General features: G+C 71.9%; 17 protein-coding genes and 1 riboswitch. Of the genes, 14 read left to right on the forward strand and 3 right to left on the reverse strand.

Going from position 1 to position 23798, the window contains the following annotated elements:
- Positions 1-12 precede the first annotated feature (12 nt).
- Positions 13-768 carry an ArsR/SmtB family transcription factor gene (locus BM362_RS16480; protein ID WP_093573699.1) on the reverse strand — a complete coding sequence of 252 codons (756 nt, stop codon included), beginning with the start codon at positions 766-768 and terminating at the stop codon, positions 13-15.
- A 64-nt stretch (positions 769-832) separates the two neighbouring features.
- On the opposite strand from BM362_RS16480, the gene BM362_RS16485 reads away from it, so the two are divergent.
- From BM362_RS16485 to BM362_RS16525, 9 genes are all read left to right on the forward strand, one after another.
- Complete coding sequence (locus BM362_RS16485; protein WP_167545334.1) at positions 833-2254, forward strand: MFS transporter; 1422 nt, start codon at positions 833-835, stop codon at positions 2252-2254.
- A gap of 156 nt (positions 2255-2410) precedes the next feature.
- Positions 2411-5578 (forward strand): isoleucine--tRNA ligase, encoded by a 3168-nt coding sequence (ileS, locus tag BM362_RS16490; protein ID WP_093573700.1) that lies wholly within the window; start codon positions 2411-2413, stop codon positions 5576-5578.
- A gap of 212 nt (positions 5579-5790) precedes the next feature.
- Positions 5791-7182, forward strand: a complete 1392-nt coding sequence (locus BM362_RS16495) for an amino acid permease (RefSeq protein WP_067581351.1) — start codon at positions 5791-5793, stop codon at positions 7180-7182.
- A 126-nt stretch (positions 7183-7308) separates the two neighbouring features.
- Positions 7309-8910, forward strand: a complete 1602-nt coding sequence (locus BM362_RS16500) for a penicillin-binding transpeptidase domain-containing protein (protein WP_167545335.1) — start codon at positions 7309-7311, stop codon at positions 8908-8910.
- A 207-nt stretch (positions 8911-9117) separates the two neighbouring features.
- A complete protein-coding gene (locus BM362_RS16505) occupies positions 9118-9813 on the forward strand; it encodes an ArsR/SmtB family transcription factor (RefSeq protein ID WP_093573701.1) in 696 nt (231 codons plus the stop codon).
- Positions 9814-9912: 99 nt separating this feature from the next.
- Entirely contained in the window at positions 9913-11391 is a 1479-nt protein-coding gene (locus BM362_RS16510; RefSeq protein ID WP_067581355.1) for a potassium/proton antiporter, read from the forward strand.
- A 96-nt stretch (positions 11392-11487) separates the two neighbouring features.
- A riboswitch (SAM riboswitch) is annotated at positions 11488-11602 on the forward strand.
- A gap of 40 nt (positions 11603-11642) precedes the next feature.
- Positions 11643-12974, forward strand: coding sequence for an aminotransferase class V-fold PLP-dependent enzyme (locus BM362_RS16515; protein ID WP_067581357.1), 1332 nt, complete (start codon positions 11643-11645; stop codon positions 12972-12974).
- Positions 12975-13462: 488 nt separating this feature from the next.
- Positions 13463-14071 (forward strand): signal peptidase II, encoded by a 609-nt coding sequence (lspA, locus tag BM362_RS16520; protein WP_093573702.1) that lies wholly within the window; start codon positions 13463-13465, stop codon positions 14069-14071.
- A complete protein-coding gene (locus BM362_RS16525; protein WP_093573703.1) occupies positions 14068-14994 on the forward strand; it encodes an RluA family pseudouridine synthase in 927 nt (308 codons plus the stop codon). The genes lspA and BM362_RS16525 overlap by 4 nt, the downstream gene beginning before the upstream one ends.
- Before the next feature lie 15 nt (positions 14995-15009).
- On the opposite strand, the gene BM362_RS16530 is transcribed toward BM362_RS16525, so the two are convergent.
- Entirely contained in the window at positions 15010-15867 is an 858-nt protein-coding gene (locus tag BM362_RS16530; RefSeq protein ID WP_425285707.1) for an AsnC family protein, read from the reverse strand.
- A 605-nt stretch (positions 15868-16472) separates the two neighbouring features.
- Positions 16473-16676, reverse strand: coding sequence for a hypothetical protein (locus BM362_RS16535; RefSeq protein ID WP_143132438.1), 204 nt, complete (start codon positions 16674-16676; stop codon positions 16473-16475).
- A 36-nt stretch (positions 16677-16712) separates the two neighbouring features.
- Between BM362_RS16535 and BM362_RS48960 the strand changes: the two genes are divergently transcribed.
- The 5 genes from BM362_RS48960 to BM362_RS16560 all read left to right on the forward strand — a co-directional run bounded on the left by BM362_RS48960 (position 16713) and on the right by BM362_RS16560 (position 23719).
- Positions 16713-20027: a DUF885 domain-containing protein gene (locus BM362_RS48960; protein ID WP_093573705.1), complete on the forward strand. Its 3315-nt coding sequence runs from the start codon at positions 16713-16715 to the stop codon at positions 20025-20027.
- Positions 20024-21223: a fumarylacetoacetase gene (gene fahA, locus BM362_RS48965; protein ID WP_067581363.1), complete on the forward strand. Its 1200-nt coding sequence runs from the start codon at positions 20024-20026 to the stop codon at positions 21221-21223. Before BM362_RS48960 ends, fahA begins: the two co-directional genes overlap by 4 nt.
- An 85-nt stretch (positions 21224-21308) precedes the next feature.
- The gene (locus BM362_RS16550; protein ID WP_093573706.1) at positions 21309-22349 is read left to right on the forward strand and encodes an LLM class F420-dependent oxidoreductase; all 1041 of its coding nucleotides are present in this window, start codon (positions 21309-21311) and stop codon (positions 22347-22349) included.
- A 159-nt stretch (positions 22350-22508) separates the two neighbouring features.
- Positions 22509-23471 (forward strand): Ppx/GppA phosphatase family protein, encoded by a 963-nt coding sequence (locus tag BM362_RS16555; RefSeq protein WP_093573707.1) that lies wholly within the window; start codon positions 22509-22511, stop codon positions 23469-23471.
- A gap of 41 nt (positions 23472-23512) precedes the next feature.
- A complete protein-coding gene (locus BM362_RS16560) occupies positions 23513-23719 on the forward strand; it encodes a hypothetical protein (RefSeq protein ID WP_093573708.1) in 207 nt (68 codons plus the stop codon).
- Positions 23720-23798 lie beyond the last annotated feature (79 nt).

The following is a 23798-nucleotide window of genomic DNA, read 5'->3' on the forward strand; positions in this document are numbered from 1 at the left end:
GCGATCGCGGTGCTAACCGTGATCAGCACTCACGAGGCCCAGTACCCGCTCAAGCTCCGCGCTCCCGCTTTCGGTGAGCCGCACCGCTCGATGCGCCCTCGCGCGGCTTTGCAGCCACCCCGCGTCGAGAAACCGTCGCGTCACTGCTGCGCCCAGGGCTCCGGCCAGGTGATGGCGCTGCTCTGTCCAATCCAGACAGAACCGCAGCAGCGGACGACGGCTCTCCGCGGCCGCCTCGACATCCACGCCTAACGCGGCGAACACGTCGTCGGCGGCAGGCCCCAGCACGTACGGATGTTCTTGCAGCTGCGAGGAAATCCGGTCCCCGGCCCGCCGCCGCGTGGTCGGGTCACCATCCACAGTGGCCAGTGCGCCGCGGTCGAGCAGGGCCGCCGTGACGGTCACGCCGAGGCGTCCGGCGACGTGGTCGTAGCACAATCTCGCGGTGCGCAGGGCTTCCGCGCGGGTGCCCTCCCGCAGCGAGCGGACGGGGCGCGCGGGGGAGTGCCGGGCGAGCGCTTCCAGCAGCTCGGGGGCCGCGCCGGCGATGCGGTAGAACCGGTGCCTGCCGGATTTTTCCGCGGTCACCAGGCCCGCGGCCAGCAGTTTCGACAGGTGCGCGCTCACGCCCTGCGCGGTCAGGCCCGCTTCGCCGGCCAGCACGGACGCGGCCAGCGACCGGCCGTCCGCGAGGGCCATCAGCACGCGGACCCGCGCCGGATCGGCGAACAGGGCGGCGGTGCGCGCGATGTCGGCGTCTCCTTCCATGCCTCCAGCATGCTCCCGGCACACTTCCACCGCGACGGAAGCGTTCCCGGTGTCTGCTGGGCCCATGCGCACCGCGATCCTGTTCACCATGTGCGCCGGGATGTTCCTGGTGCAGCTCGACGTCACCGTCGTCAACGTCGCTCTCCCCACTCTCGGCGGCGAACTGCGCGCGAACGTTCCGCAGCTGCAGTGGGTGGTGGCCGGCTATTCGGTCGTGCTCGCCGCGTTGCTGCTGACCGGGGGAGCGCTCGGCGACGTGCTCGGGCACCGCGTCGTGGTGCTGACCGGGCTGGGCGTTTTCGGGGCTGCTTCGGCGGCGTGCGGGCTGGCGCGGTCGGCGGGCTGGCTGGTCGCGGCCCGGGCGGTGCAAGGGGCCGGGGCGGCGTTGGTACTGCCGGGCACGATGGCGGTGATTGCCGGGACGTTCCCCGGCCGTGCGGAACGTGCCCGGGTACTGGGGGTCTGGGCCGGGATTTCGGCGCTCGCCTTGCCTGCCGGACCGTTGCTGGGCGGGATTCTCGTGCAGACGGCCGGATGGCGGCCGGTGTTCTGGCTGAATGTTCCCATCGTCGCCGCGGCGGCCGTCGCGACCCGGCGGCTGGTGCCGCCGGATGTCCGGAAACGGGGCCGCGTGGACGTTCCCGGGGCGGCGACCGCTGCGTTAGCGCTCGGCTCCGGGGTGTACGCGGTGATCGCGAAGACACCGTGGGCCGGGTTGCTCGCGGTGGCGGCGGCGGTGGCGTTCGTGGTGGTGGAACGGCGCGCTCCGGCGCCGATGCTGCCGTTGCCGCTGTTGCGCTCGCGGCAGACGGCGGGCGCGAACCTGGTGTCCGCGGCGATGAACTTCGTCGGCCTGGGTTCGGTGCTGGTGTTCACGCTCTACTCGCAGGACGTGCTCGACGCGGACCCGATCGCCGCGGCCGCCGCGGTGCTGCCCATGTTCGTCCCGATGGTGCTGCTCGGCCCGGTTTCCGGACGGCTCACCGCGAGGTTCGGCTCGCGCCCGCAGATCGTGGCCGGGCTCCTGCTCGGCGTCGCGGCGATGCTGAACCTGCTGCGGATCGGCCCCGGCACCGGGTACTGGACGCTGCTGCCGACGCTGTTGGTGCTCAGCGCCGGGATGGGACTGCTGACCGCCGCCGTGGTGACTGCCGCGGTCGCCGACGCGCCTGGGGAGCGGGCGGGCATCGCGGGCGGGTTCAACAACGCGGCGCGACAGGCGGGCGGCGCGCTCGGCGTGGCGGTTTTCGGTGCGGTGGCGGGAGAACCGGCGGCGCACGCGTCGTTCGTGCACGGCCTGCACTTGCTGGGGCTCGGGTCGGCTGGGCTGTGGCTCGCGGCTGCGGTGCTCGCGGTGGTGACGGTGCACGGCCGGGGCAGGGCGAAAGCGAGTTGCGGCGACAGGTTAACCTGGAGTCAGCAAGGCGTCGATCCGGCCATCACCGGGGAGCCTCCGGAAGAACCGGGCGGTCGCCGCCCGCAGTAGAACCGGACGGGTGCGGCCCGTGACAGCCGCGCGACGAGTGGCCCGGGAGCAGCGCGCCGGGCAAGCGGGGTGGTACCGCGTGACGCGCGAGCGTCTCGTCCCCGTGTGGGTGGTCGCCGGCCGCCCGTACGAGCGACGAACGCAAGGAGCACCCGGATGTACCCCCAGGCTTCGCCGGGCGGAGAGACCACGGTCCCGTCCCAGCCGTCGTTCCCCGCGCTGGAGGAGAGCGTCCTCGCGTACTGGGAGAGCGACCGGACCTTCCAGGCGACCGTCGACGCCCGCCCCGAGGGCACGAACGGCGACAACGAGTACGTCTTCTACGACGGCCCGCCCTTCGCCAACGGCCTGCCGCATTACGGGCACCTGCTCACCGGGTACGTGAAGGACATCGTCCCGCGCTACCAGACGATGAAGGGCAAGCACGTCGAACGGCGGTTCGGCTGGGACACCCACGGCCTGCCCGCCGAACTCGAAGCGATGCGGCAGCTCGGGATCACCGAGACGACCGAGATCGAAGAGATGGGCATCGCGAAGTTCAACGAGGCCTCGCGCGAATCCGTGCTGCGCTACACCGACGAATGGCGCGACTACGTGACGCGCCAGGCCCGCTGGGTCGACTTCGACAACGACTACAAGACGCTCGACGTCACCTACATGGAGTCGGTGCTCTGGGCGTTCAAACGGTTGTGGGACAAGGGACTCGTCTACGAGGGCTACCGGGTCCTGCCCTACTGCTGGCGCGACGCGACGCCGCTGTCCAACCACGAGCTGGGCATGGACGCCGACGTCTACCGCAACCGGCAGGACCCGGCCGTCACGGTCGGATTCCGGCTGGAGGGCAACGACAACGACCTCGACGGCACGCACCTGCTGATCTGGACCACGACCCCGTGGACGCTGCCGGCCAACCTCGCGACCGCGGTGCACCCCGAGGTCGAGTACGTCGTGGTGGAGACCGAAACCCAGCCGGGCAAACGCTTCCTGCTCGGCGAGGCGCGGCTGGCCGCGTACGCCCGGGAACTCGGCGAGGAGCCGACAGTCGTCGCGCGCTACACCGGCGCGCAGCTGGCCGGGGCCCGGTACGCGCCGCCGTTCCCGTATTTCGCCGGGCTGGAGAACGGTCACCGCGTCCTGCTGGCGGACTTCGTCACCACCGAGGACGGCACCGGGATCGTGCACCTCGCGCCGTACGGCGCCGACGACAAGACGGCGACCGACGCGGCCGGGATCGTCCCGCCGACCCCGGTGGACGCGCACGGCAAGTTCGACGCCACCGTGCCGGACTACGCCGGGCAGCAGGTGTTCGACGCGAACCCGGACATCGTGAAGGACCTCAAGAACGGCACCGGCGGCGCGGCGGCGCAGGGCGCGGTGCTGCTGCGGCACGAGACCTACGACCACTCGTACCCGCACTGCTGGCGCTGCCGGAACCCGCTGATCTACAAGCCGGTGTCGTCGTGGTTCGTCGCGGTGACACAGTTCAAGGACCGGATGGTCGAGCTGAACCAGCAGATCACCTGGTACCCGGAGAACGTCAAGGACGGCCAGTTCGGCAAGTGGCTGGAGAACGCCATCGACTGGTCGATCTCCCGCAACCGCTACTTCGGCACGCCGATCCCGGTGTGGCGCTCGGACGACCCGGCCTACCCGCGCATCGACGTCTACGGCTCGCTGGACGAGCTGGAGGCCGACTTCGGCGTCCGGCTGGACAACCTGCACCGGCCCTACATCGACGAGCTGACCCGGCCGAACCCGGACGACCCGACCGGCAGGTCCACCATGCGCCGCGTGCCGGACGTGCTCGACGTGTGGTTCGACTCCGGGTCGATGCCCTACGCCCAGGTGCACTATCCGTTCGAGAACCGCGAATGGTTCGAGCACCACTACCCGAGCGACTTCATCGTCGAGTACATCGGGCAGACCCGCGGCTGGTTCTATCTGCTGCACGTGCTCGCGACCGCGCTGTTCGACCGGCCGGCGTTCCGCACCTGCGTGTCGCACGGCATCGTGCTCGGCTCCGACGGCCAGAAGATGTCGAAGTCGCTGCGGAACTACCCGGACGTCAACGAGGTCTTCGACCGCGACGGGTCCGACGCCATGCGGTGGTACCTCATGGCGAGCCCGATCCTGCGCGGCGGCAACCTCGTCGTGACCGACCGGGGGATCCGCGACGCGGTCCGCCAGGCCGTGCTGCCGCTGTGGAACTCGTACTACTTCCTCGCCCTGTACGCGAATGCCGAAGGCAAGCAGGGGCAGTGGCGCACGGATTCCACGCACCTGCTCGACCGGTACGTGCTGGCGAAGACGCACGAACTCGTCACCGACGTCGAGTCCGCGATGGACGGCTACGACATCGCGGGCGCGTGCCAGACCGTGCGGGACTTCCTCGAAGTGCTGACGAACTGGTACGTCCGCCGGTCGCGCGACCGGTTCTGGGCGGGCGAGCAGGACGCGATCGACACGCTGCACACGGTGCTGGAGGTGACCTGCCGGGTCATCGCGCCGCTGCTGCCGCTCACCACCGAAACGGTGTGGCGCGGGCTGACCGGCGGCCGTTCGGTGCACCTGGCCGACTGGCCGAACGCGCTCGACCTGCCCGCCGACGCCGCGCTGGTGACCGCGATGGACAAGGTGCGGCAGGTGGCGTCGTCGGCGCTGGCGCTGCGCAAGGCGAACAAGCTGCGGGTGCGGCTGCCGCTGGCGAAGCTCGTGGTCGCGGCCGAGGAGGTCGAACCGCTGCGCGGGTTCACCGAGATCCTCCGGGACGAGGTGAACGTGAAGTCGGTGGAGCTGACCACCGACGTCGCCGCGCACGGCTCGTTCGAGGTCGCGGTGAACGCGCGGGCGGCCGGTCCGCGGCTGGGCAAGGCCGTGCAGCAGGTGATCAAGGCGGTCAAGGCGGGCGACTGGACGACCAACGAGTCCGGCGCGGTCGTGGCGGCGGGCGTCGAACTGGCCGACGGCGAATACGACCGGCGGCTGGTGGCCGCGGGCGGCGGCGCGGCGGCCGAACTGCCCGGCGGGGCCGGCCTGGTCGTGCTGGACACCGAGGTCACCGAGGACCTGGCGAACGAGGGTTTGGCGCGCGACCTGGTCCGCGTGGTCCAGCAGGCCCGCCGCGAGGCCGGTCTCGACGTCGGCGACCGGATCTCGCTGACCGTGGACGCCACCGGCGAGGTGACGGCCGCGGTGCGCGAGCACGAGGAGTTCGTGGCGTCCGAGACGCTCGCGACGTCGGTGTCCTACGGCGAGGTGGCCGAGGGCTTCGACGGCACGGTCGGCGAGGGCGTGAAGGTGCGCGTGGCGGTCGCGAAGGCGTGATCTGACGCGGTCCCGCCCCTGAGTACGGGTGCCCCGGGCGCGCGGTCCCGCTGGGGTGAACGTCTGTGAGGGGAACTCTCAGGGAATCAGATTTCCCTCAGGGTTCCCCTCACGTACCTCAGCGGGAGTGGGGAGAGCCGCGCCCAGCCGGGGACTGCGGACGGGCGTGCCTCGGCTCCGGCGCCCGGGCAAGCGTCTGCTAGGGATTCCCCATGACTTCAGAAGCCGCCGCCGAACCGGCCGCCGAGGGGCTGGCCGCCGGCTTGCGCCAGCGGCACCTCGCCATGCTCGCGATGGGCGGCGTGATCGGTTCGGGATTGTTCGTCAGCTCCGGCGTCGGGATCAAGCTCGCCGGGCCCGCCGTCGTGCTGTCCTTCGTGCTCGCCGGCACGCTCGCGATGCTGGTCATGCGCATGATGGCGGAAATGGCCGCCGCGATCCCGTCCAGCGGGTCCTTCTCGGTGCACGCCGAGCGCGCGTTCGGGCCGTGGGCCGGGTTCGCCATCGGCTGGCTGTACTGGGCCGCGCTCGTGGTCGTGCTCGCGGTCGAGGCCACCGCGGCCGCGATCATCGTCAACAGCTGGCTGCCCGGCGTTCCGCAGTGGGCGCTGGTCCTGCTCTTCATGGCCGTGCTGACCGCGGTCAACTTCACGGCGGTGTCCCGTTTCGGCGAACTCGAGTTCTGGCTGGCGCTGATCAAGGTCGTGGCGGTCGTGGCTTTCCTGGTCCTCGGCGTGCTCGCGTTCCTCGGCGTGCTCCCGGGAACGTCTTTCGCCGGAACGGCCAATCTCCTCGGCAACGGCGGGCTGCTGCCCCACGGATGGCAGGGCGTCGGCGCCGGTTTGCTCGCGGTGGTCTTCAGCTTCGGCGGCCTGGAAGTGGTGACCATCGCGGCCGCCGAGTCCGACGACCCCGCGCACGCTGTCGGCAAGGCGGTCCGCAACGCGGTCGTGCGGATTTCGGTGTTCTACATCGGTTCCATGCTGGTCATCGTCTCGCTGTTGCCGTGGCCGAGTGTCCAAACCGGACAGAGCCCGTTCGCCGCGGTGCTCGAACGGATCGGGATCCCGGCGACCGGGCAGATCATGAACGTGGTCGTGCTGTTCGCCTTGCTGTCCACGCTGAACACCAACATGTACGGCGCGGCCCGTATGGTGTACTCGCTGGCGCGCCGCGGCCACGCGCCGCGCGCACTGGCCAAAGTGGACCGCAACGGCGTGCCGAGCTTCGCGGTCGCCGCTTCGGTGCTCTTCGGGTTCGTTGCCGTGGCGCTGAACGCGCTCTGGCCGGACACCGTCTTCCAGTACCTGCTCAACGCGGTCGGCTCGGTGCTGCTGATCGTGTGGATCCTGGTCGCCTGCACGCAGTTGCGGGTGCGCAAGCAGCTGGAACGCACCGCGCCGGAGAGCCGCACCGTGCGCATGTGGGGCTTCCCGTACCTGACCTGGGCGACGCTCGCCGCGATGGTCGCGATCCTGGCGGTGATGACCGGCGACCCCGCCGCCCGGATCCAGCTGATCAGCTCGGGCGTCCTGGTCGCGGCGCTGGTCGCGGCCGGGATCTGCGGGCAACGCGCCCGCCGGAAATCCGACCAAACTGTATAACGACCTATACGGCCCGCCGTTGATCACGAATTCCTCGCGTTTCCCGAGGTAACGCCCGCTTCGGCGCAGCGATGGAAAGCTGAGCGAGGGACGCGGGCGGACCGCGTGGGCGAGGGGGAGGCGACGGTGAGTCCTGCCGGGAAGAAGGGCGTGCTGATCGGGGGCGCGCTGGCCGTGGTCGCGATCGTCGTGGCAGCGGTCGTGCTGCTCAGCGGCGGGGGATCGACGGCGGCCTCGCCAGGTTCGGAGCCAGGGTCAACCGCCGCGGAGCCGAACGACCCGGCCTCGGCCGCTCGCGGATACCTGCTCGCCTTCGCCACGAAGGACGCCGACACCGCCAGCAAGGCCACCGACGCTCCGGCGGACGCCTCTTCCGCGCTGCAGGACGCCTGGGCGACGCTGCGGCCCAAGGAACTGACCGCCAAGCTCGGCGACGTCGGCGCGGCGCAGGGCGGCAAGGCCACGGCCGCCTACACAATCACCTGGAACCTCGGCCCCGGCCACACCTGGACCTACACCGGCAGTCTCGGGCTCGTCCAGGCACAGGGCACGTGGCGGGTCCACTGGGCGCCGACGGTGCTGCACCCCAAGCTGGAAGCGGGGCAGCGGCTGGCGATCGCGTCCTCGGACGTCCCGGCAGTGGTCGACCGCGACGGCAAACCGCTCGTCGTCTCCGGCGGAGGAGGGCTGAAGCTCGCTGACGAGAAGGCGTTCCCGCTGCTCCGTTCGGCGCTCACCGGGCACGGGCAGGCGTCCGAAGCGTTCGCGGTGGAGCGCGTGGACGCCACGGGCAAGAATCTGGAGACGCTGTTCGGCAACCCCGAAGGCGACCACAAACCGGCCGCCACCGGGCTCAGCGTCGCGACCCAGAAGGCGGCCCAGGCAGCGGTCGACGGGTATCACGGCAAGGCCGTCCTGGTCGCCGTCCAGCCGTCGTCCGGCGACGTGCTCGCGGTGGCGCAGAACGGCAGCGTCACCAACGCCGCGTCGGCGTTCAGCGGCCAGTACGCGCCGGGGTCGACGTTCAAGATCGTCACCGCGACCGCGGCGCTGGAAGCCGGCCTGGTCACGCCGGATTCCTCGGTTCCGTGCCCGCTGACCGACCGGATCGGCACCCGCACGCTCTCCAACGAGGGTTTCGACCTCGGCACGACCACCGTGCACCAGGCGTTCGCGAAGTCCTGCAACACCACGTTCGGCAGGCTCGCTTCGCAGCTGCCCGCCGACGGGCTCGCGAAGGCGGCCGCCCAGTTCGGCCTCAACGCCGACTTCGCGATCGAGGGCCTGTCCACCGAGATGGGCCGCGTCGACCCGGCGGCGAACGCGGACGAACAGGTCGAGGACGGCATCGGCCAGGGAAAGGTGCAGGTCAGCCCGATGGGGGCGGCGGTGATGGCGGCGACCGCGGCGTCCGGGCGCGCGGTCGTGCCACGGCTGTGGGAAGGCGGCACCAAGGTCGGCACCGGCTACCAGCCGCCCTCGGGTTCGGTGCTGGCCGCGTTGCGCGGGATGATGCGCGAGGTCGTCACCGGCGGCACCGCGACCGGCCTGGCGCACTCCGGCTCGGTGTTCGGCAAGACCGGCACCGCGCAGTTCGGCGACGGCGCGGAGGCACACGGCTGGTTCGCCGGCTATCGCGGCGACCTGGCGTTCGCGGTGTTCCTGGAGGGGGCCAACGACTCCAAACCGGCCGTCTCGCTGGGCGCGAAGTTCCTCGACGCGCTGTAAGGGCTCACGACACGCACACGCTCAGGCCCGCGCCGACCGCTGCCGGTGAGAACCGGCATAGCCACTCACGACCGCACCGGCGAAGGCGCAACGCGGCGCAGGCAGGCCTCCAGGGGCCGTGAGTGCTGCTGCCGGTTCTCACCGGCATAGCCACTCACGCCCGACTCTTCGGCCGCCGCCGAACGCTGCCCGCTCTACCCTCCCTGTATGGAAACCGTCGCACTGGCCGAGGTCGCCGCCGTGCTCGCCGACCCGAGCCGCGCGACCATGTGTCTCGCGCTGCTCGACGGCCGCGCCTGGACGGTCGGCGAACTGGCCGCCGCGGCGCGGATCGCGGTCTCGACGGCCAGCGAGCACGTGACGCGGCTGGCCGAGGCCGGGTTCGTCGCCCGGGTGAAGCAGGGGCGGCACGCGTACGTGCGGCTCGCGAATCCGCGGGTCGCGGAGCTGATCGAGCATCTGGCGCAGCATGCCGAACTGAAACGGCCGTCCGGGCTGCGGACTTCGTTGCGGGTGCGGCGGTTGTCGTTCGCGCGCAGTTGCTACGACCATCTCGCCGGGACGCTCGGTGTCGCCTTGCGCGACGGGATGGTCGAGCGGGGCCTGATCGACGTGTCGGACGGGCTCGCGCTCACCGACGCCGGACGCGACGTGCTGGCCGATCTCGGCGTCGCGGTGCCGGACCGGCCGCGGCGGCCGCTGCTGCGTGACTGTCTGGATTGGACAGAGCGGCGGGAACACCTCGCGGGCGCGGTTCCGGCGGCGGTGCTGGAGCGGGCGGTCGAAGCCGGATGGCTGACGCGGGACCAGCAGCGCGCGATCCGGGTCCTGCCCGGTGCGCGGGGTCCGTTCGCCGCGCTGGGTGTCGATCTGGCGACGGTGAGTGCCGCCGAGGCTTCGTAACACACCGGCGAGGTCCCCCGGACCGGTGGTGCGCGCACGGGAACCGGACACCGCCTCACTATTCTGGACGCCTGCGGGCGACAGGAGGGAGGCGGAGGGGTGGACGAGCTTCCCATGCTGCTGGGCGTCGGAGCGCTGGTTCTGGTCGTCTCGGTGCTCGCGGTGCGGGTGTCCATCCGGCTCGGATTCCCCTCGCTGCTGCTGTATCTCGGGATCGGCGTCGTGCTCGGCGAAGCCGGGTTCGGCATCCGCTTCGACAATCCGGCGCTCACCCAGTCCCTCGGGCTCGCCGCGCTCGTCCTGATCCTCACCGAGGGCGGGCTCACCACGCGCTGGTCCGCGGTGAAACCCTCGCTGGGGCCCGGAATCCTGCTGTCCACACTGGCCGTGGTGATCAGCATCGCGGTCACCGGCGCGGCACTGCACTGGCTGCTCGGCCTCGACTGGCGGCTGGCCCTGCTGTGGGGCGCGGTCCTCGCGTCGACCGACGCCGCGGCGGTGTTCTCCGTGCTGCGCACGGCCGGGGTCGGCAAACGGCTCGTCGGCGCGCTGGAGCTGGAATCCGGCATCAACGACGCGCCCGCCTACATCGCGGTCGTCGTGCTCGCCTCCGGCGAGGCGGTGGACTGGTCGCTGCCGCTGCTGGTGGTCTACGAACTGCTCACCGGCCTCGCGCTCGGCCTCGCGTTCGGCTGGCTGGGCGCGCAGGCGCTGCGGCGGGCCGCGCTCCCGGCGACCGGCCTGTACCCGCTCGCCACGGTCGCGGTGTGCCTGCTCGCGTACTCCTCGGGACAGCTGGCGCACGCGTCCGGCCTGCTCGCCACCTACGTCGCCGGCCTGGTGCTGGGGAACTCCAAGCTGCCGCACCGCTCGGACACCCTGTCCTTCGCCGAAGGGCTCGGCTGGCTCGCGCAGATCGGCCTGTTCGTGCTGCTCGGCCTGTTCGCGTCGCCGACCCGGCTGCTCGAAGCGCTGATCCCGGGACTGGTCGCGGGCGCGGTGGTGCTGCTGCTCGCCCGGCCGCTCTCGGTGGTCCTGTCGCTGCTGCCGTTCCGTTTGCCGTGGCGGGAGCAGACGTTCCTGTCCTGGGCCGGATTGCGCGGTGCGGTGCCGATCGTGCTCGCGATGATCCCGCTGTCCGAAGGCGTGCCCGGCGCGCAACGGCTCGTGGACGCGGTTTTCGTGCTCGTCATCGTGCTCACCGTGCTGCAGGGCGCGACGCTCAGCCCGCTCGCGCGGATCCTCGGACTGGCGAAGGCGACACAGGCGCACGAGATCGAGGTCGACGCCGCCCCGCTCGACGAACTCGGTGCGGAACTGCTGCAGGTGCGCATTCAGAAGGGGTCGAAGCTGCACGGCGTGTACCTGTCGGAGCTGCGGCTGCCCGCCGGGGCGACGGTCAGCCTCGTGGTCCGCGACGGGGCGGGCTTCACCCCGCAGAAAACGAGCCGCTTGCAGGTCGCCGACCAGCTTCTGGTGGTCACCACCGCCGCCGACCGGGACGCGACCGAACGGCGCATCCGGGCCGTCGACCGGGCCGGCCGCCTCGCCCGCTGGCACGGGGAATCCGGGGCCTGACCCTTCTGCCCTTTGTGGACACACCCGGTGACTGCCGTCTCAGATCACGAGACGGGGCTGGTTTCGTCCGGGGGTTGTCCGCTATCTTCGGTTCCAGGTCATGAGTGCCAGCGCGAAGCCCCGGCTCGCTGGCCGGCAACCCTCCTACCGCGGTGGGGTGCCCCGGGTGAGGACCAGGCCGGTCGCGCAGTGCGGCGGGCAAGCGCGGGCCCCTCGCCGGGGGTCCCCCGGAACGCCGAGGAGGCACCGTCATGACTCTCGCACTCGACCGGTCCACGGAAGCTGTTGGCACCGCTGTTCCCGCTGTCGCTGGTGCGGCGCTGCGGGTCCCGCTGGTGACGGGCGGCGACATCGGCTACGCCAACCTCGACCACGCGGCGAGCGCGCCGTGCCTGGACGCGGTGCGCTCGGCGGTCGACGAGTTTCTTCCCTGGTACGCCAGCGTGCATCGTGGCGCGGGCTTCGCTTCGCAGGTCTCGACGCGGCTGTACGAACGGACCCGGGACGTGGTGCGCCGGTTCGTGGACGCGCGCAGCGGCGACTCGGTGATCTTCACTCGCAACACCACTGACGCGTTCAACCTGCTGGCAAAGGCGTTGCCGCGCAAGACTTCCGTGGTGGTGTTCGACAGCGAGCACCACGCGGCGCTGCTGCCGTGGCGGGGTCCGAACGTCCGGCGCGTGCAGCTGCCGCGGACCCGGCTCGCCGCAGTGTCCGTTGTGGACGAAGCGCTTGCGGAATGTCCGCAGGGGCCTCGGTTGGTGGTGGTCGCTGGTGCGTCCAATGTGACTGGCGAGCTGCTGCCGGTCGCCGAGATCGCCGCGGTGGCCCGGAACCACGGCGCCCGGGTGGCCCTTGACGCCGCGCAGCTCGCTCCGCATCGGCGGATTTCGTTGCGGGAGCTGGATGTCGACTACGTCGCGCTGTCCGGTCACAAGCTGTACGCGCCCTTCGGGGCTGGTGCGCTGATCGGGCGCGGCGACTGGTTGCGGGCCGCCGAGCCGTACCTCGCCGGTGGAGGCGCTACGAAGCTGGTGACCGAGGAGGCCGTGGTGTGGAACAGCGGCGAGGAGCGGCACGAGGCCGGGTCGCCGAACACCGTTGGCGTGTATGCGCTTGGGGTGGCTTGCGAGCAGCTGGCGGCTCAGTGGGATGCCGTTGGCTCGCACGAGGCCGCTCTGCTGGAGCGGCTGCGCAAGGGGCTTGAAGGCTTGCCGGGGTTCGCTGAGCTGCGATTCTTCGACGCGCCGGTGGACCGGGTCGGCACGGTGAGCTTCGTCGTCGACGGATTCGAGCCCGGGTGGCTGGCCGCGGTGCTGTCGGCTGAGTACGGGATCGGCGTGCGGGACGGGGCGTTCTGCGCGCACGTGGCCGCCCGGCGGTTGATCCGCGAGGCCGGAAGCGAGGGCCAGCAGGCGGTTCGGGTGAGCCTCGGGCTGGGGAGCACTGAGGAGCACGTGGACCGGCTGGTGCTGGCGCTGCGGCAGATCGTGGCCCGGGGAGCCCGGTGGGAGTACGCGAAGGCGGACGGGCGATGGGCGCCGGTGGGGGATACGCGGGAGCTGCCGCCGTTTTGCGCCTGAGGGCACTGGGGTGACGGTTCCGGTTTTGGGACTGGCTCGCCAGAAAACTTGACCACGACGCGGGATCGGCTCAACGGCGCGCCCGCCGCGGCGGCGGAGCCGACGCCATCAAACACTGCCGGTGCGCCAGGATGATCGCGTGCAGGTCATTCAGCAGGCCGCGTTCGGCGAGATGGCCGTTGAGGAGCGACCGGGCAGGTGAGTGAACGCGGCTCGGGCCGCGTCGGCCGGGGTGGGGACCGGGGTGTCGCAGCCGGCCAGGGCGGACTGCGGCACGTCGTGGATTTCCCGCGGTTCGGTGCGGGAGAGGCCTGTCAAGGGGCGCAGGTGCGCGCTGTCGGCTGGCCAGCGGGGGAGAGGTCGAAGGCGATCCCGGCCGCGGCGGGGATCTCGGCGGGCAGGGCAGCGAAGCGGTGTCCGGGGCGACTGAATTCGGGCCGGGGACTGCCGCTGTGACCTGCTCGGGCGCGGTTGTGGACAATGGGGGTGTGAGCACCGATCCTTCGCCGTCCGAACCCGAGGTCGAGCCGTCTGCGGAACCGCCCGAGCAGGACGCTGCCGACGAAGGCGCGCCGCTGCCCAAGCGGCGGGTCTGGGTGGTGTTCGCGGTCGCGGCGCTGCTGTGGGCGATCGACCTGATCACGAAGAACCTCGTCGTCGCCGACCTCGAGGGCAAGGAGCCGAAGCCGATCCTCGGCGGGCTGATCTACCTGCAGGTCATCCGCAACCCGGGTGCCGCGTTCTCGATGGCGACCGGCATGACGTGGGTGCTCGCGCTGGTCGCGATCGGCGTCGTGATCGCGATCGTGTGGATCTCGCGCAGGCTCCGCTCGGTCGGCTGGGCGATCGGCCTCGGGCTCGTGCTCGCCGGCGCGCTCGGCAACCTGACCGACCGGTTCTTCCGCGAGCCCGGACCGCTGCGCGGCCACGTCGTCGACTTCATCTCCGCGTTCGCGCCCAACGGCGAAGGCTTCGCGATCTTCAACATCGCCGACTCCGCGATCTGCGTCGGCGGCGCGCTGATCGTGCTGCTGTCCCTGCTCGGCAAGGACTACGACGGCACCTCCAGCCGCGGCAAGAAGAAGGAATCCGCGTGAGCGCGCGCATGCTGCCCGTCCCCGACGGGCTCGACGGGATGCGCGTCGACGCGGGGCTCGCCAAACTGCTCGGCCTGTCCCGCACCGCGGTCGCGGAGCTGGCGGCGGCGGGCGAGGTCCTGCTCGACGGTCATCCGGCGGGCAAATCGGACCGGCTGTCCGCGGGCGGACTGCTTGAGGTGACGTTGCCGGAACCCGAGCGTGCGGCGGAAATCGTCGCGGAGCCGGTCGAAGGCATGAAGATCCTGCACGATGACGACGACATCGTGGTGATTTCGAAACCGGTCGGCGTCGCCGTGCACCCCAGCCCCGGCTGGACCGGCCCGACGGTCGTCGGCGGCCTGGCCGCGGCCGGGCTGCGCATCTCGACCTCGGGCGCGGCCGAACGGCAGGGCGTCGTGCACCGGCTCGACGCGGGCACCACCGGGGTGATGGTGGTGGCGAAGAGCGAGCACGCGTACACCGTGCTGAAGCGGGCGTTCAAGGAGCGGACCGTCGACAAGGGCTACCACGCCGTCGTGCAGGGCCACCCCGACCCGACGCGCGGCACCATCGACGCCCCGATCGACCGCCATCCGCGGCACGACTACAAGTTCGCGGTCGTCGCGGGCGGACGGCCGAGCGTCACGCACTACGAGGTAGTCGAGGCTTTCCGGGCGGCTTCGCTGGCGCACGTGAAGCTGGAAACCGGGCGTACGCACCAGATCCGCGTGCACTTCTCCGCGCTGCGCCACCCGTGCGCGGGCGACCTGACCTACGGGGCGGACCCGGTGCTGGCCAAGAAGCTCGGACTGACGCGGCAGTGGCTGCACGCGCGGACGCTGGGTTTCGCGCATCCCGCGGACGGCCGGTGGGTCGAGTTCGCGGCGGAGTACCCGGACGATCTGGCCGGTGCGCTGGAGATCCTGCGCGACGGGAACTAGGGACTCACGAGACAGCTAGCCGACGGCCCAGGTCAAGGTGCGCTCGTCCGGCTCGGGCCGCGGGCTCCAGCGCACCGAGACCACCCGCGTCGCGGCGGGAAGGACGTAGACGGTGTGCCCGCCGAGCGTCTCGCCCGGCTGCACGCCGATCTTGTGCGGCGGCCGGGACGTCAGCGAAACCGGGGCTTTCGCGACGGTCTCGCCGCTGTCGGTGACGAGTTCGAGGTAGTTGTCGGGCAGCGACGCGAACGGGATCGGCCCGCGATTGGTGATCTCGGTGTGCACGACGACCGCGCGCTCGCCGTCTTCGAGCCGGTAGCCTGCCGCGCCGAAGAGGAAGTCGGCGGGATCCTGGACCTCCAGCAGCTGCACGGAAAGCTGTTCCCCTTCGAGCCCCTGGGACTGCATCGTCTCGCCGATCCGGCCCTGCCTGGCAGGCGCGGCGGCGGGCCGGGGTTCGTCGCCGCGAGCCCAGGAAGCGGTCTGCGGGACGCCCCACGTGCTGACGACCGGATCCGGAGCCGGGTACGGCCCTGATGGTCCATTGCGGACATTCGCGCCGCCGGGCGGCATCCCCGGCTGCCCGGGACCGTACGCGCCGGAGACGCCCGGCCCGGCGGGGATCCCGTTCGGTCCGGGGGGATACGCGCCGGAAACCCCGGGAATCCCGGCCGGTCCGGGCGCGTACGCGCCCGAGGGTCCCGGCGCGGCGGGTCCGGGCATGCCCAGACCTGGCCCGGTTGCCGGGATCCCGGTCTGCGCGGGCGGATACGCGCCGGAGGTTCCGGGTCCGGGCATCCCGTGCTGCCCCTGGCTCGCGGGGGTTCCGGTTTGCGCGGGCGGGTACGCGCCGGAGGTTCCGGGGCCGGGCATGCCGTGCTGCCCCTGGCTTGCGGGGGTTCCGGTTTGCGCGGGCGGGTATGCGCCGGAGGTTCCGGGTCCGGGGATGCCGTGCTGCCCCGGCGGATGCGGGCCGGAGTGCCCCGGCGTCCCGGCCGATTCGGGGCCGGGGAGCCCGTCCGGTCCGGGCGGGTGCGGGCCGGAGCCTTGCGCGCCGGACATTCCGCCCGGCATTCCCGACGCTCCGCCTCGAACGGGAACTCCCGCCGACGCCGGGCCGTTCGGCACCGGGGCGGAGGGCATGGCGCCCGGCGCCGCACCCTGGCCGGAAGCCATCGGGCCCGGCGTCCCGCCCGGGTTCGGTCCGCCCGCCGCGGGGAACGGAGCCGACCCGGTCCCGGCCGGATACCCGCCCGCAGGCGGGCGCTGCCACGACGCCGGAGCCCCGGAGATCGCCGCGCGGAGACCGTTCGGGTCGCTTTCGACCCCGACCAGCAGCGGCAACCCGCTCCCGGACAGCGCGACCAGCCGGTACGCGACCTCCCGCGGGTCCATCCCGACCTTCGCCGCCAGCTCGTGCACAGCCCCCTTGCCCAGCTCGGCGAGCGCGGCGAGCAGGCGGATGTCGGCGGGATCGGTCACGGCCACTCCGGCAACGCTACCGCCTCGCCCGCCCGGCCCGGCCGCACCACGTGCCCGGCGTGCCCCGCCACCGCGACGCCGGCGATCCGCGCGGTGCCGGGCGCACGGGTTCCACGCCCCGGCACGCCGGTACGGCCCGCCGGGGGACCGGCCGCCGAGGACGCGGGCGTGCGCACCCCCGTCTCGATTAGGGTCGGCATCAGCACTCGCTCCGCCTACCCTGGGGGTCCACGCCGATGACCGTCGTTTCCGATCTCGCCGACGAACTCGTCGAGGTGTCGTTCGACCACGAGCCGCTCGACGCCGCCATTCTCGGCATCCGGCCGGACGCGCCGGGGCTCGGCGATCCGTCGGCCGCGGCGGAGGCGGCGTTCCGCGGGAAGCTCGCCGGGATCCGGGAGCGGGCCCAGGCGATCGACCCGGCCGGGCTCGACGCCGTCGACCGCGTCACCCGCGACGTCCTGCTCAGCTCCATCGCCGGAAACCTCGACCGGATGGACAGCCGGGTCGTCGACTTCACCGTCACCGACCTGTTCGTCGGGCCCGCCTCCGGGCTGCTGTCCGCGCTGCCGATGATCACCGTCACCGCGGAAACCGCGGCGGCGCATCTCGATCGGCTCCGCGAGATCCCGGAGTACCTCCGCGCCGTCGCGCACCGGCACCGCGACGGCATCGCCGAGGGGCTCCTGCCGATCGAACGCCTGGTCAAGGCCGCGATCGCGCATCTCGACCGCTACCTCGCCGAGCCCGAGAACGACCCGCTGCTGCGCCAGCCCGCCCCGGACGAGGAGTTCGCCGCGCGCCGCGAGCAGGTGCTCCGCGACGTCGCCCGGCCCGGCTTCCGCGAGTACCGCGACTTCCTTGCGGCCGAGGTCCTCCCGCACGGCCGGCCCGACGACAAGGCAGGCGTCTCCTGGCTCCCCGGCGGCGACGAGATCTACGCCCGCCTCGCCCGCGCCCACACCACCAGCGACCGCACCCCGCAGGAGCTGCACGACACCGGCCTCGCGGTGATCGCCGGCCAGGTCGAGCAGTACCAGGCGCTCGGCGAGCGCGTCTTCGGCACGCGCGAGCTGCCGGAGATCTTCGAGCGGCTGCGCACCGACCCGAAGCTCCGCTGGACGAGCGCCGAGGACCTCCTCGAAACCGCCCGCACGGCCATCTCCCGCGCCGCGGCCGAGGCGCCGAACTGGTTCGGCCACATCCCGCAGCACCCGTGGACCGTCGAGGCGGTGCCGGAGGATTCCGCGCCCGGAGCGCCGCCGGCGTACTACATGCCGCCCGCCGCGGACGGGTCCCGCCCGGGCGTCTACTTCGCGAACACCTACCAGGCCGCCGAGCGGTTCCGGCACACCGCCGAGGTCATCGCGTTCCACGAGGCGATCCCTGGCCACCACTTCCAGCTCAGCACCGCGCTCGGCCTCGCCGGCCTGCCGCTGCTGCGCCGCGTCGGCAACTTCACCGCGTACGCCGAGGGCTGGGGCCTCTACACCGAGCGCCTCGCCGAGGAGATGGGCCTGTACTCCGACGACGTGTCGCTGCTCGGCATGCTGACGATGGAGTCCATGCGGGCCGGCCGGCTGATCGTCGACACCGGCCTGCACGCGCTGGGCTGGAGCCGTCAGCAGGCGGTCGACTACCTGCTGGAGCACACGCCGATGGCGCAGGTCGAGATCGAGTCCGAGGTCGACCGGTACCTCGGTTACCCGGGCCAGGCGCTCGCGTACCTGGTGGGGCGGCTGGAAATCGAGCGGCTGCGCAAGCAGGCCGAACAGCGGCTCGGCAGCCGCTTCGACGTCAAGGCCTTCCACGACACGGTCCTCTCCGGCGGCTCCCTGCCGCTGTCGGTGCTGGACGCCGTGGTCACCGAGTGGGCGGCTGGCCACGGCGACACCGTCGCCGGCCTGGCGGACGAGCTGGTCGAGCTGAGCTTCGAGGCGGAACCTCTGGAGCGCACTGTCCTCGGGCTCCCCGGCGACCACACCAAACTCGCCGACCCGAGTCTCGCCGCGGCCGAGCGCCACCGGGCGGCGTACGCCGCGATCGCCGAGCGCGCGGACGCGCTCGACCCGGCCGGGCTGACCGCGTCCGAGGTCATCACCCGCGAGGTGGTGCGCACGCACGCCCGCGGCGCGATCGACACGATCGACTCGCGGCTGTCCGGGTTCGCGGTGAGCGACGGGTTCAGCTCGCCCGCGCTCAACCTCATGACCATTCTTCCCGCGCTGGCCCCGGACGACGCGGACAAGGCGCGCGACTACCTCACGAGGCTGGCGGCGATCGGCGGCTATCTCGACGCGGTGATCGAGGCGCAGCGGACGACTGTCGGGGACGGGTTCGCGCCGCCGGACTTCCTGGTGCGCATCGGGATCGAGTACGTCGAGCGGTATCTGGCGAACGAAGACGGCGACCCGTTCCGCGTCACGCCGGCGGTCGAGGTCGAAGGCTTCGCCGCGGAGTGCGACCGGCTGCTCGCCGAGGTCGTGCGGCCCGCGTACCGCCGCTACCGCGACTTCCTCGCCGAGGACGTGCTGCCGGTGTCGAAGACCGGCAGCCAGCCGGGCATCGGCCACCTGCCGGGCGGGCTGGAGAAGTACCAGGGCCTGATCCGCGCGCACACCACCACCGACCGCACCGCGCAGGAGCTGCACGACACCGGTCTGCGGATGGGCGAAAAACTGGCCGAGGAGTACCGCGAGCTGGGCTCCCGCGTGTTCGGCACCGGGGACCTGCGGGAGATCTTCGACCGCCTCCGCACCGACCCGCGGCTGCGCTGGCGCGACGGCGAGGAGCTGCTGGCAGGCGCTCGCACCGCCATCGCCCGAGCGGAAACCGTTGCCCCGCAATGGTTCTCCCGGGTGCCGGACGCGAGGTGCGCGGTCGAGCCGGTCCCGGAGGCGGACGCGGCGAGCGGCACTATCGCCTACTACCTCCAGGCCGCGTTCGACGGTTCCCGTCCCGGCACGTACTACGCGAACACTTATGCGGCGAGTTCGCGGCCGCGGTTCACCAGCGAGGGGATCGCGTTCCACGAAGCCGTTCCCGGGCACCACTTCCAGCTCACGTTCGCGCAGGAACTCACCGATCTGCCGCTGCTGCGCCGGATCGCGCCGTTCAACGCCTACATCGAGGGCTGGGGCCTGTACGCGGAGCGCCTCGCCGACGAGATGGGCCTCTACTCCGACGACGTCGCCCGCTTCGGCATGCTCGCCCAGGACTCGATGCGGGCCGGACGGCTCGTCGTCGACACCGGTCTGCACGCGCTGGGCTGGACCCGGCAGCAGGCGGTCGACTACCTGGTCGAGCACACGCCGATGGCGAAGATGGAGATCGAGGCGGAGATCGACCGGTACGTCGCGAATCCGGGCCAGGCGCTGAGCTACATGGTCGGGCGGCTGGAAATCCAGCGGGTCCGCGCCGAGGCCGAGCAGGCGCTGGGCGAGCGGTTCGACATCCGCGCGTTCCACGATGTGATCCTGGGCAACGGAATTCTCCCGCTGTCGGCATTGGACACCGTGGTCGGCGCGTGGATCGCGGAGGCGTCCGCGTGAGCTGGCCCGACCTTCCGGCCGGCACCCTCTTCGGCCTCGACAACCTGCCCTACGGCGTCTTCTCCCGCGGCGAGCGGATCCGCCGGGCCGGTGTCGCGGTCGGAGACCAGGTGCTCGACCTGACCGCGGCGGCCGAGGGGGAGTCCTTCGGCCACCTGCTCGCCGCGGGCGTGCTGAACCCGTTGCTCGCCGCCGGCCCGGACGTCTGGGCCGAGGTGCGGGCGCGGGTCCGCGAATGGCTCGCCGAACCGCGGCACGCCGACCGGATCCGGCCGCATCTGGTGCCCCGCGCGGACATCGTCAGCCATCTGCCGGTGGAGGTCGCCGATTACGCCGACTTCTACTCCAGCGAACAGCACGCGATCAACGCCAGCCGGATCTTCACCGGCGGGGACGATCTGGTGCCGGCGAACTGGAAGCACCTGCCGATCGGCTACCACGGCCGCGCGGGCACCGTCGTCGCGTCCGGCACGCCGGTGATCCGCCCGGCGGGGCAACGGAAACCGCGGAAGGCGGCGGAACCGTCGTTCGGCGCGGCCAAGCGGCTCGACTTCGAGGCGGAGGTCGGCTTCGTCGTCGGCGTGGGATCGCAGCTGGGCACACCGGTGCCGATCGACGAGTTCCCTCGCCGCGTCTTCGGCGTCTGCCTGGTCAACGACTGGTCGGCGCGTGACCTGCAGGGCTGGGAATCGCAGCCGCTCGGGCCGTTCCTCGGCAAATCGTTCGCCACGTCCATGTCGCCGTGGCTGGTTCCGCTGGCCGCGCTGGAGCAGGCCCGCGTGCCGCAGCCCGCGCAGGATCCGGAGCCGTTCGAATACCTGCGCGCGGCCGAACCGTGGAGCCTGGACCTGACGCTGGAAATCCGGATCAACGGCCATCTCGTGTCCAGCCCGCCGTTCGCCACGCAGTACTGGACGGGCGCGCAGCAGCTCGCGCACCTCACCGTGAACGGCGCGAGCCTGCGCACCGGCGACCTGTACGCGTCCGGCACGGTCACCGGCCCGGCGAAGGACCAGCGCGGTTCGCTGCTGGAGCTGAGCTGGGGCGGTCGCGAACCGCTCGCGGTCGGCGAGGAGACCAGGGCGTTCCTGGAGGACGGCGACGAGGTCGTCATCAGCGCCTCCGCCCCGGGCCCAGGCGGTGCCCGGATCGGGTTCGGCGAGGTGCGCGGGACGGTGGCGCCCGCTGTGGTGTGACCCACGCCGTAGCGTCGGCACCCGAGCGGCCGCATAATGAGCAAACGCTTAGTCAGAGTCGACCGGCACGGGAAATGAGGGATCGATGAGGATCGGCACCGGCGTCAGCTACTCGGGCGGGTTCGCCGAAAGCGTCGCGGACATCGTGGAGCTGGAACGGGTCGGGCTCGACATCGTGTTCGTCCCCGAGGCCTACAGCTTCGACGCGGTGAGCCAGCTCGGCTACCTCGCCGCGAAGACCGAGCGCGTCGGCCTGATGTCGGGCATCTTCCAGATCTACACCCGCACGCCGAGCCTCACCGCGATGACCGCGGCCGGGCTGGACTTCGTGTCCGACGGCCGGTTCACCCTCGGCCTCGGCGCGTCCGGGCCGCAGGTCATCGAGGGTTTCCACGGCGTGAAGTACGACGCGCCGATCGGCCGCACCCGCGAGATCATCGAGATCTGCCGCCAGGTGTGGAAGCGCGAGCGCGTCGTGCACGAGGGCAAGCACTACACGATCCCGTTGCCCGCGGACCAGGGCACCGGGCTCGGCAAGCCGCTCAAGCTGATCAACCACCCGGTGCGCGAGCGGATCCCGGTCGTGCTCGCCGCGCTCGGGCCGAAGAACGTCGCGCTGGCCGCCGAGGTCGCCGAGGGCTGGCAGCCGATCTTCTTCCACCCGGAGAAGGCCGCCGACGTCTGGGGCGCCTCGCTGGCCGAGGGCAGGGCCAAGCGCGACCCGCGGCTGGGCGAGCTGGACGTGTTCGCCGCGCCGCCGCTGGCCATCGGCGACGACGTCGAGGGCCTGCTCGACTGGGTGCGCCCGGTGCTCGCGCTGTACATCGGCGGGATGGGCGCGCGCGGCAAGAACTTCTACAACACGCTGGCCTGCAACTACGGCTACGAGGCCGAGGCGAAGCAGATCCAGGACCTCTACCTCGACGGCAAGAAGGAAGAAGCCGCCGCGGCGGTCCCGGCGGAGCTGCTGCGCGCCACGTCGCTGGTCGGTCCGGCGGGGTACGTGAAGGAGCGCCTGGCGGCGTTCAAGGAGGCCGGAGCGACGACCCTGGCGGTCAACCCGCTGCAGCCCGGACGCGAGGCGCGAGTGGCCGCTGTCGCCAAACTGAAGGAGCTGCTCGGGTAGGTCCGCTATGATGCGGACTACTGAGAGTGTGAAGAAACCGCACTTCAGGTCGATGCCGCCGTCGAAATGCCGTCAACTCCCCGCGCGGGACGCGAAACCGGGAGTAGGAACGGGTTCACCGGGGAATCCGGGCGGGGCGAAAGCGAGGTAGGCCGGGCTGTGCGCAGAATCGAAGGACCCGTTGCCGCGGTGCTGGACGTCGGGTCGTTCAGCGCCCGGCTTGTCGTGCTCGAACCCGGCGGATCCCCGATCGACCCGGCCTTGACGCATCAGACCCGGCTGCGGCTGGACCGCGAACTCGACGACGAGGGACGGCTCAGCAAGTGCGGCATCGCGGCCATTTCCCGGGCCGTCGCGAACGGGATGGAATTCGCTCGCGAGCACGGGGTGAAAGACGTATTTCCGCTGGCCACCTCGTCAATTCGAGACGCGGTCAACTCCCGCGAGGCGGTCCGTGCGGTCGCCGCGGAAACCGGGGTCGAACTGCGGTTCCTTTCCGGGCGCCGGGAGGCGGAACTGACCTACGTCGGAGCGCGCCGCTGGTACGGCGCGTCCGGCGGGCCGCTGCTGGCGCTCGACATCGGCGGCGGCACGGTCGAGCTGTCCGCCGGAGCGGGCGAACAGGCCACTTTCGCGCGGTCGCTGCCGCTGGGCGCCCGGTCGGTCACGCGCGACTGGCTGCCCGCCGAACCGCCGGTGCGCGGCAAGCAAGTGCGTGCGCTGCGCGACCACGTGCTGGAGGAAGTCTCCGCCGCCCTGGGCGACGTGAAGGACGAGCTGGCCGAGCACCGGGTGGTCGGCTGTTCGAAGGTGCTGCGGCAGCTGGCCCGGCTGGCGGGCGACCGTCCGGGCAAGGCCCGTGAGCTGCACCTGGACGACGTGCGCGCGTGGATTCCGCGGCTGTCGGCGATGCCGTTCGCGCGGCGCGCGCAGCTGCCGGGGATCTCGCGGCAGCGGGCGCAGCAGGCGCTCGGCGGCGCGGTCGTCGCGGAGGCCCTGCTGACGGTCGCGGGCGGGAAGCTGACGATCTGCCCGTGGTCGACCCGGGACGGGCTCCTGCTGACGCTGCTGGATCAGCTCACGGACGCGACCGGAAAACAGCGCTCGCGTCCGGCCGCGTGAACTCCCTGGTGCGGGCGCGCTGAACCGGGTATCCCGGAGACATGACCCCGCGCAGCGAATTCCGTCCCCGCGACCGGTCCGAGGACGACGACGAGGAAACGCCGTTCCCCGCGCGCCGGAAGAAGCCTGAGCTGCCGGAGCCGGACGAGCTGCCCGGCGAGGTGGCCACCGCGCCGGGGCCGGATCTGAGCCCTTCCCGGACCGACGAGGTGCCGCGGGTGCCGGGCACGGACGAAACGCCGTCGTGAGTGGTCATCCCGGTTTTCACCGGGATGACCACGCACGAGGCGCTGGAGGACGTCGTGAGTGGCCATCCCGGTTCTCACC

Origin of the sequence: Amycolatopsis rubida (genome assembly GCF_900115345.1) — a bacterium.
GTDB classification, from domain to species: Bacteria; Actinomycetota; Actinomycetes; order Mycobacteriales; family Pseudonocardiaceae; genus Amycolatopsis; species Amycolatopsis rubida.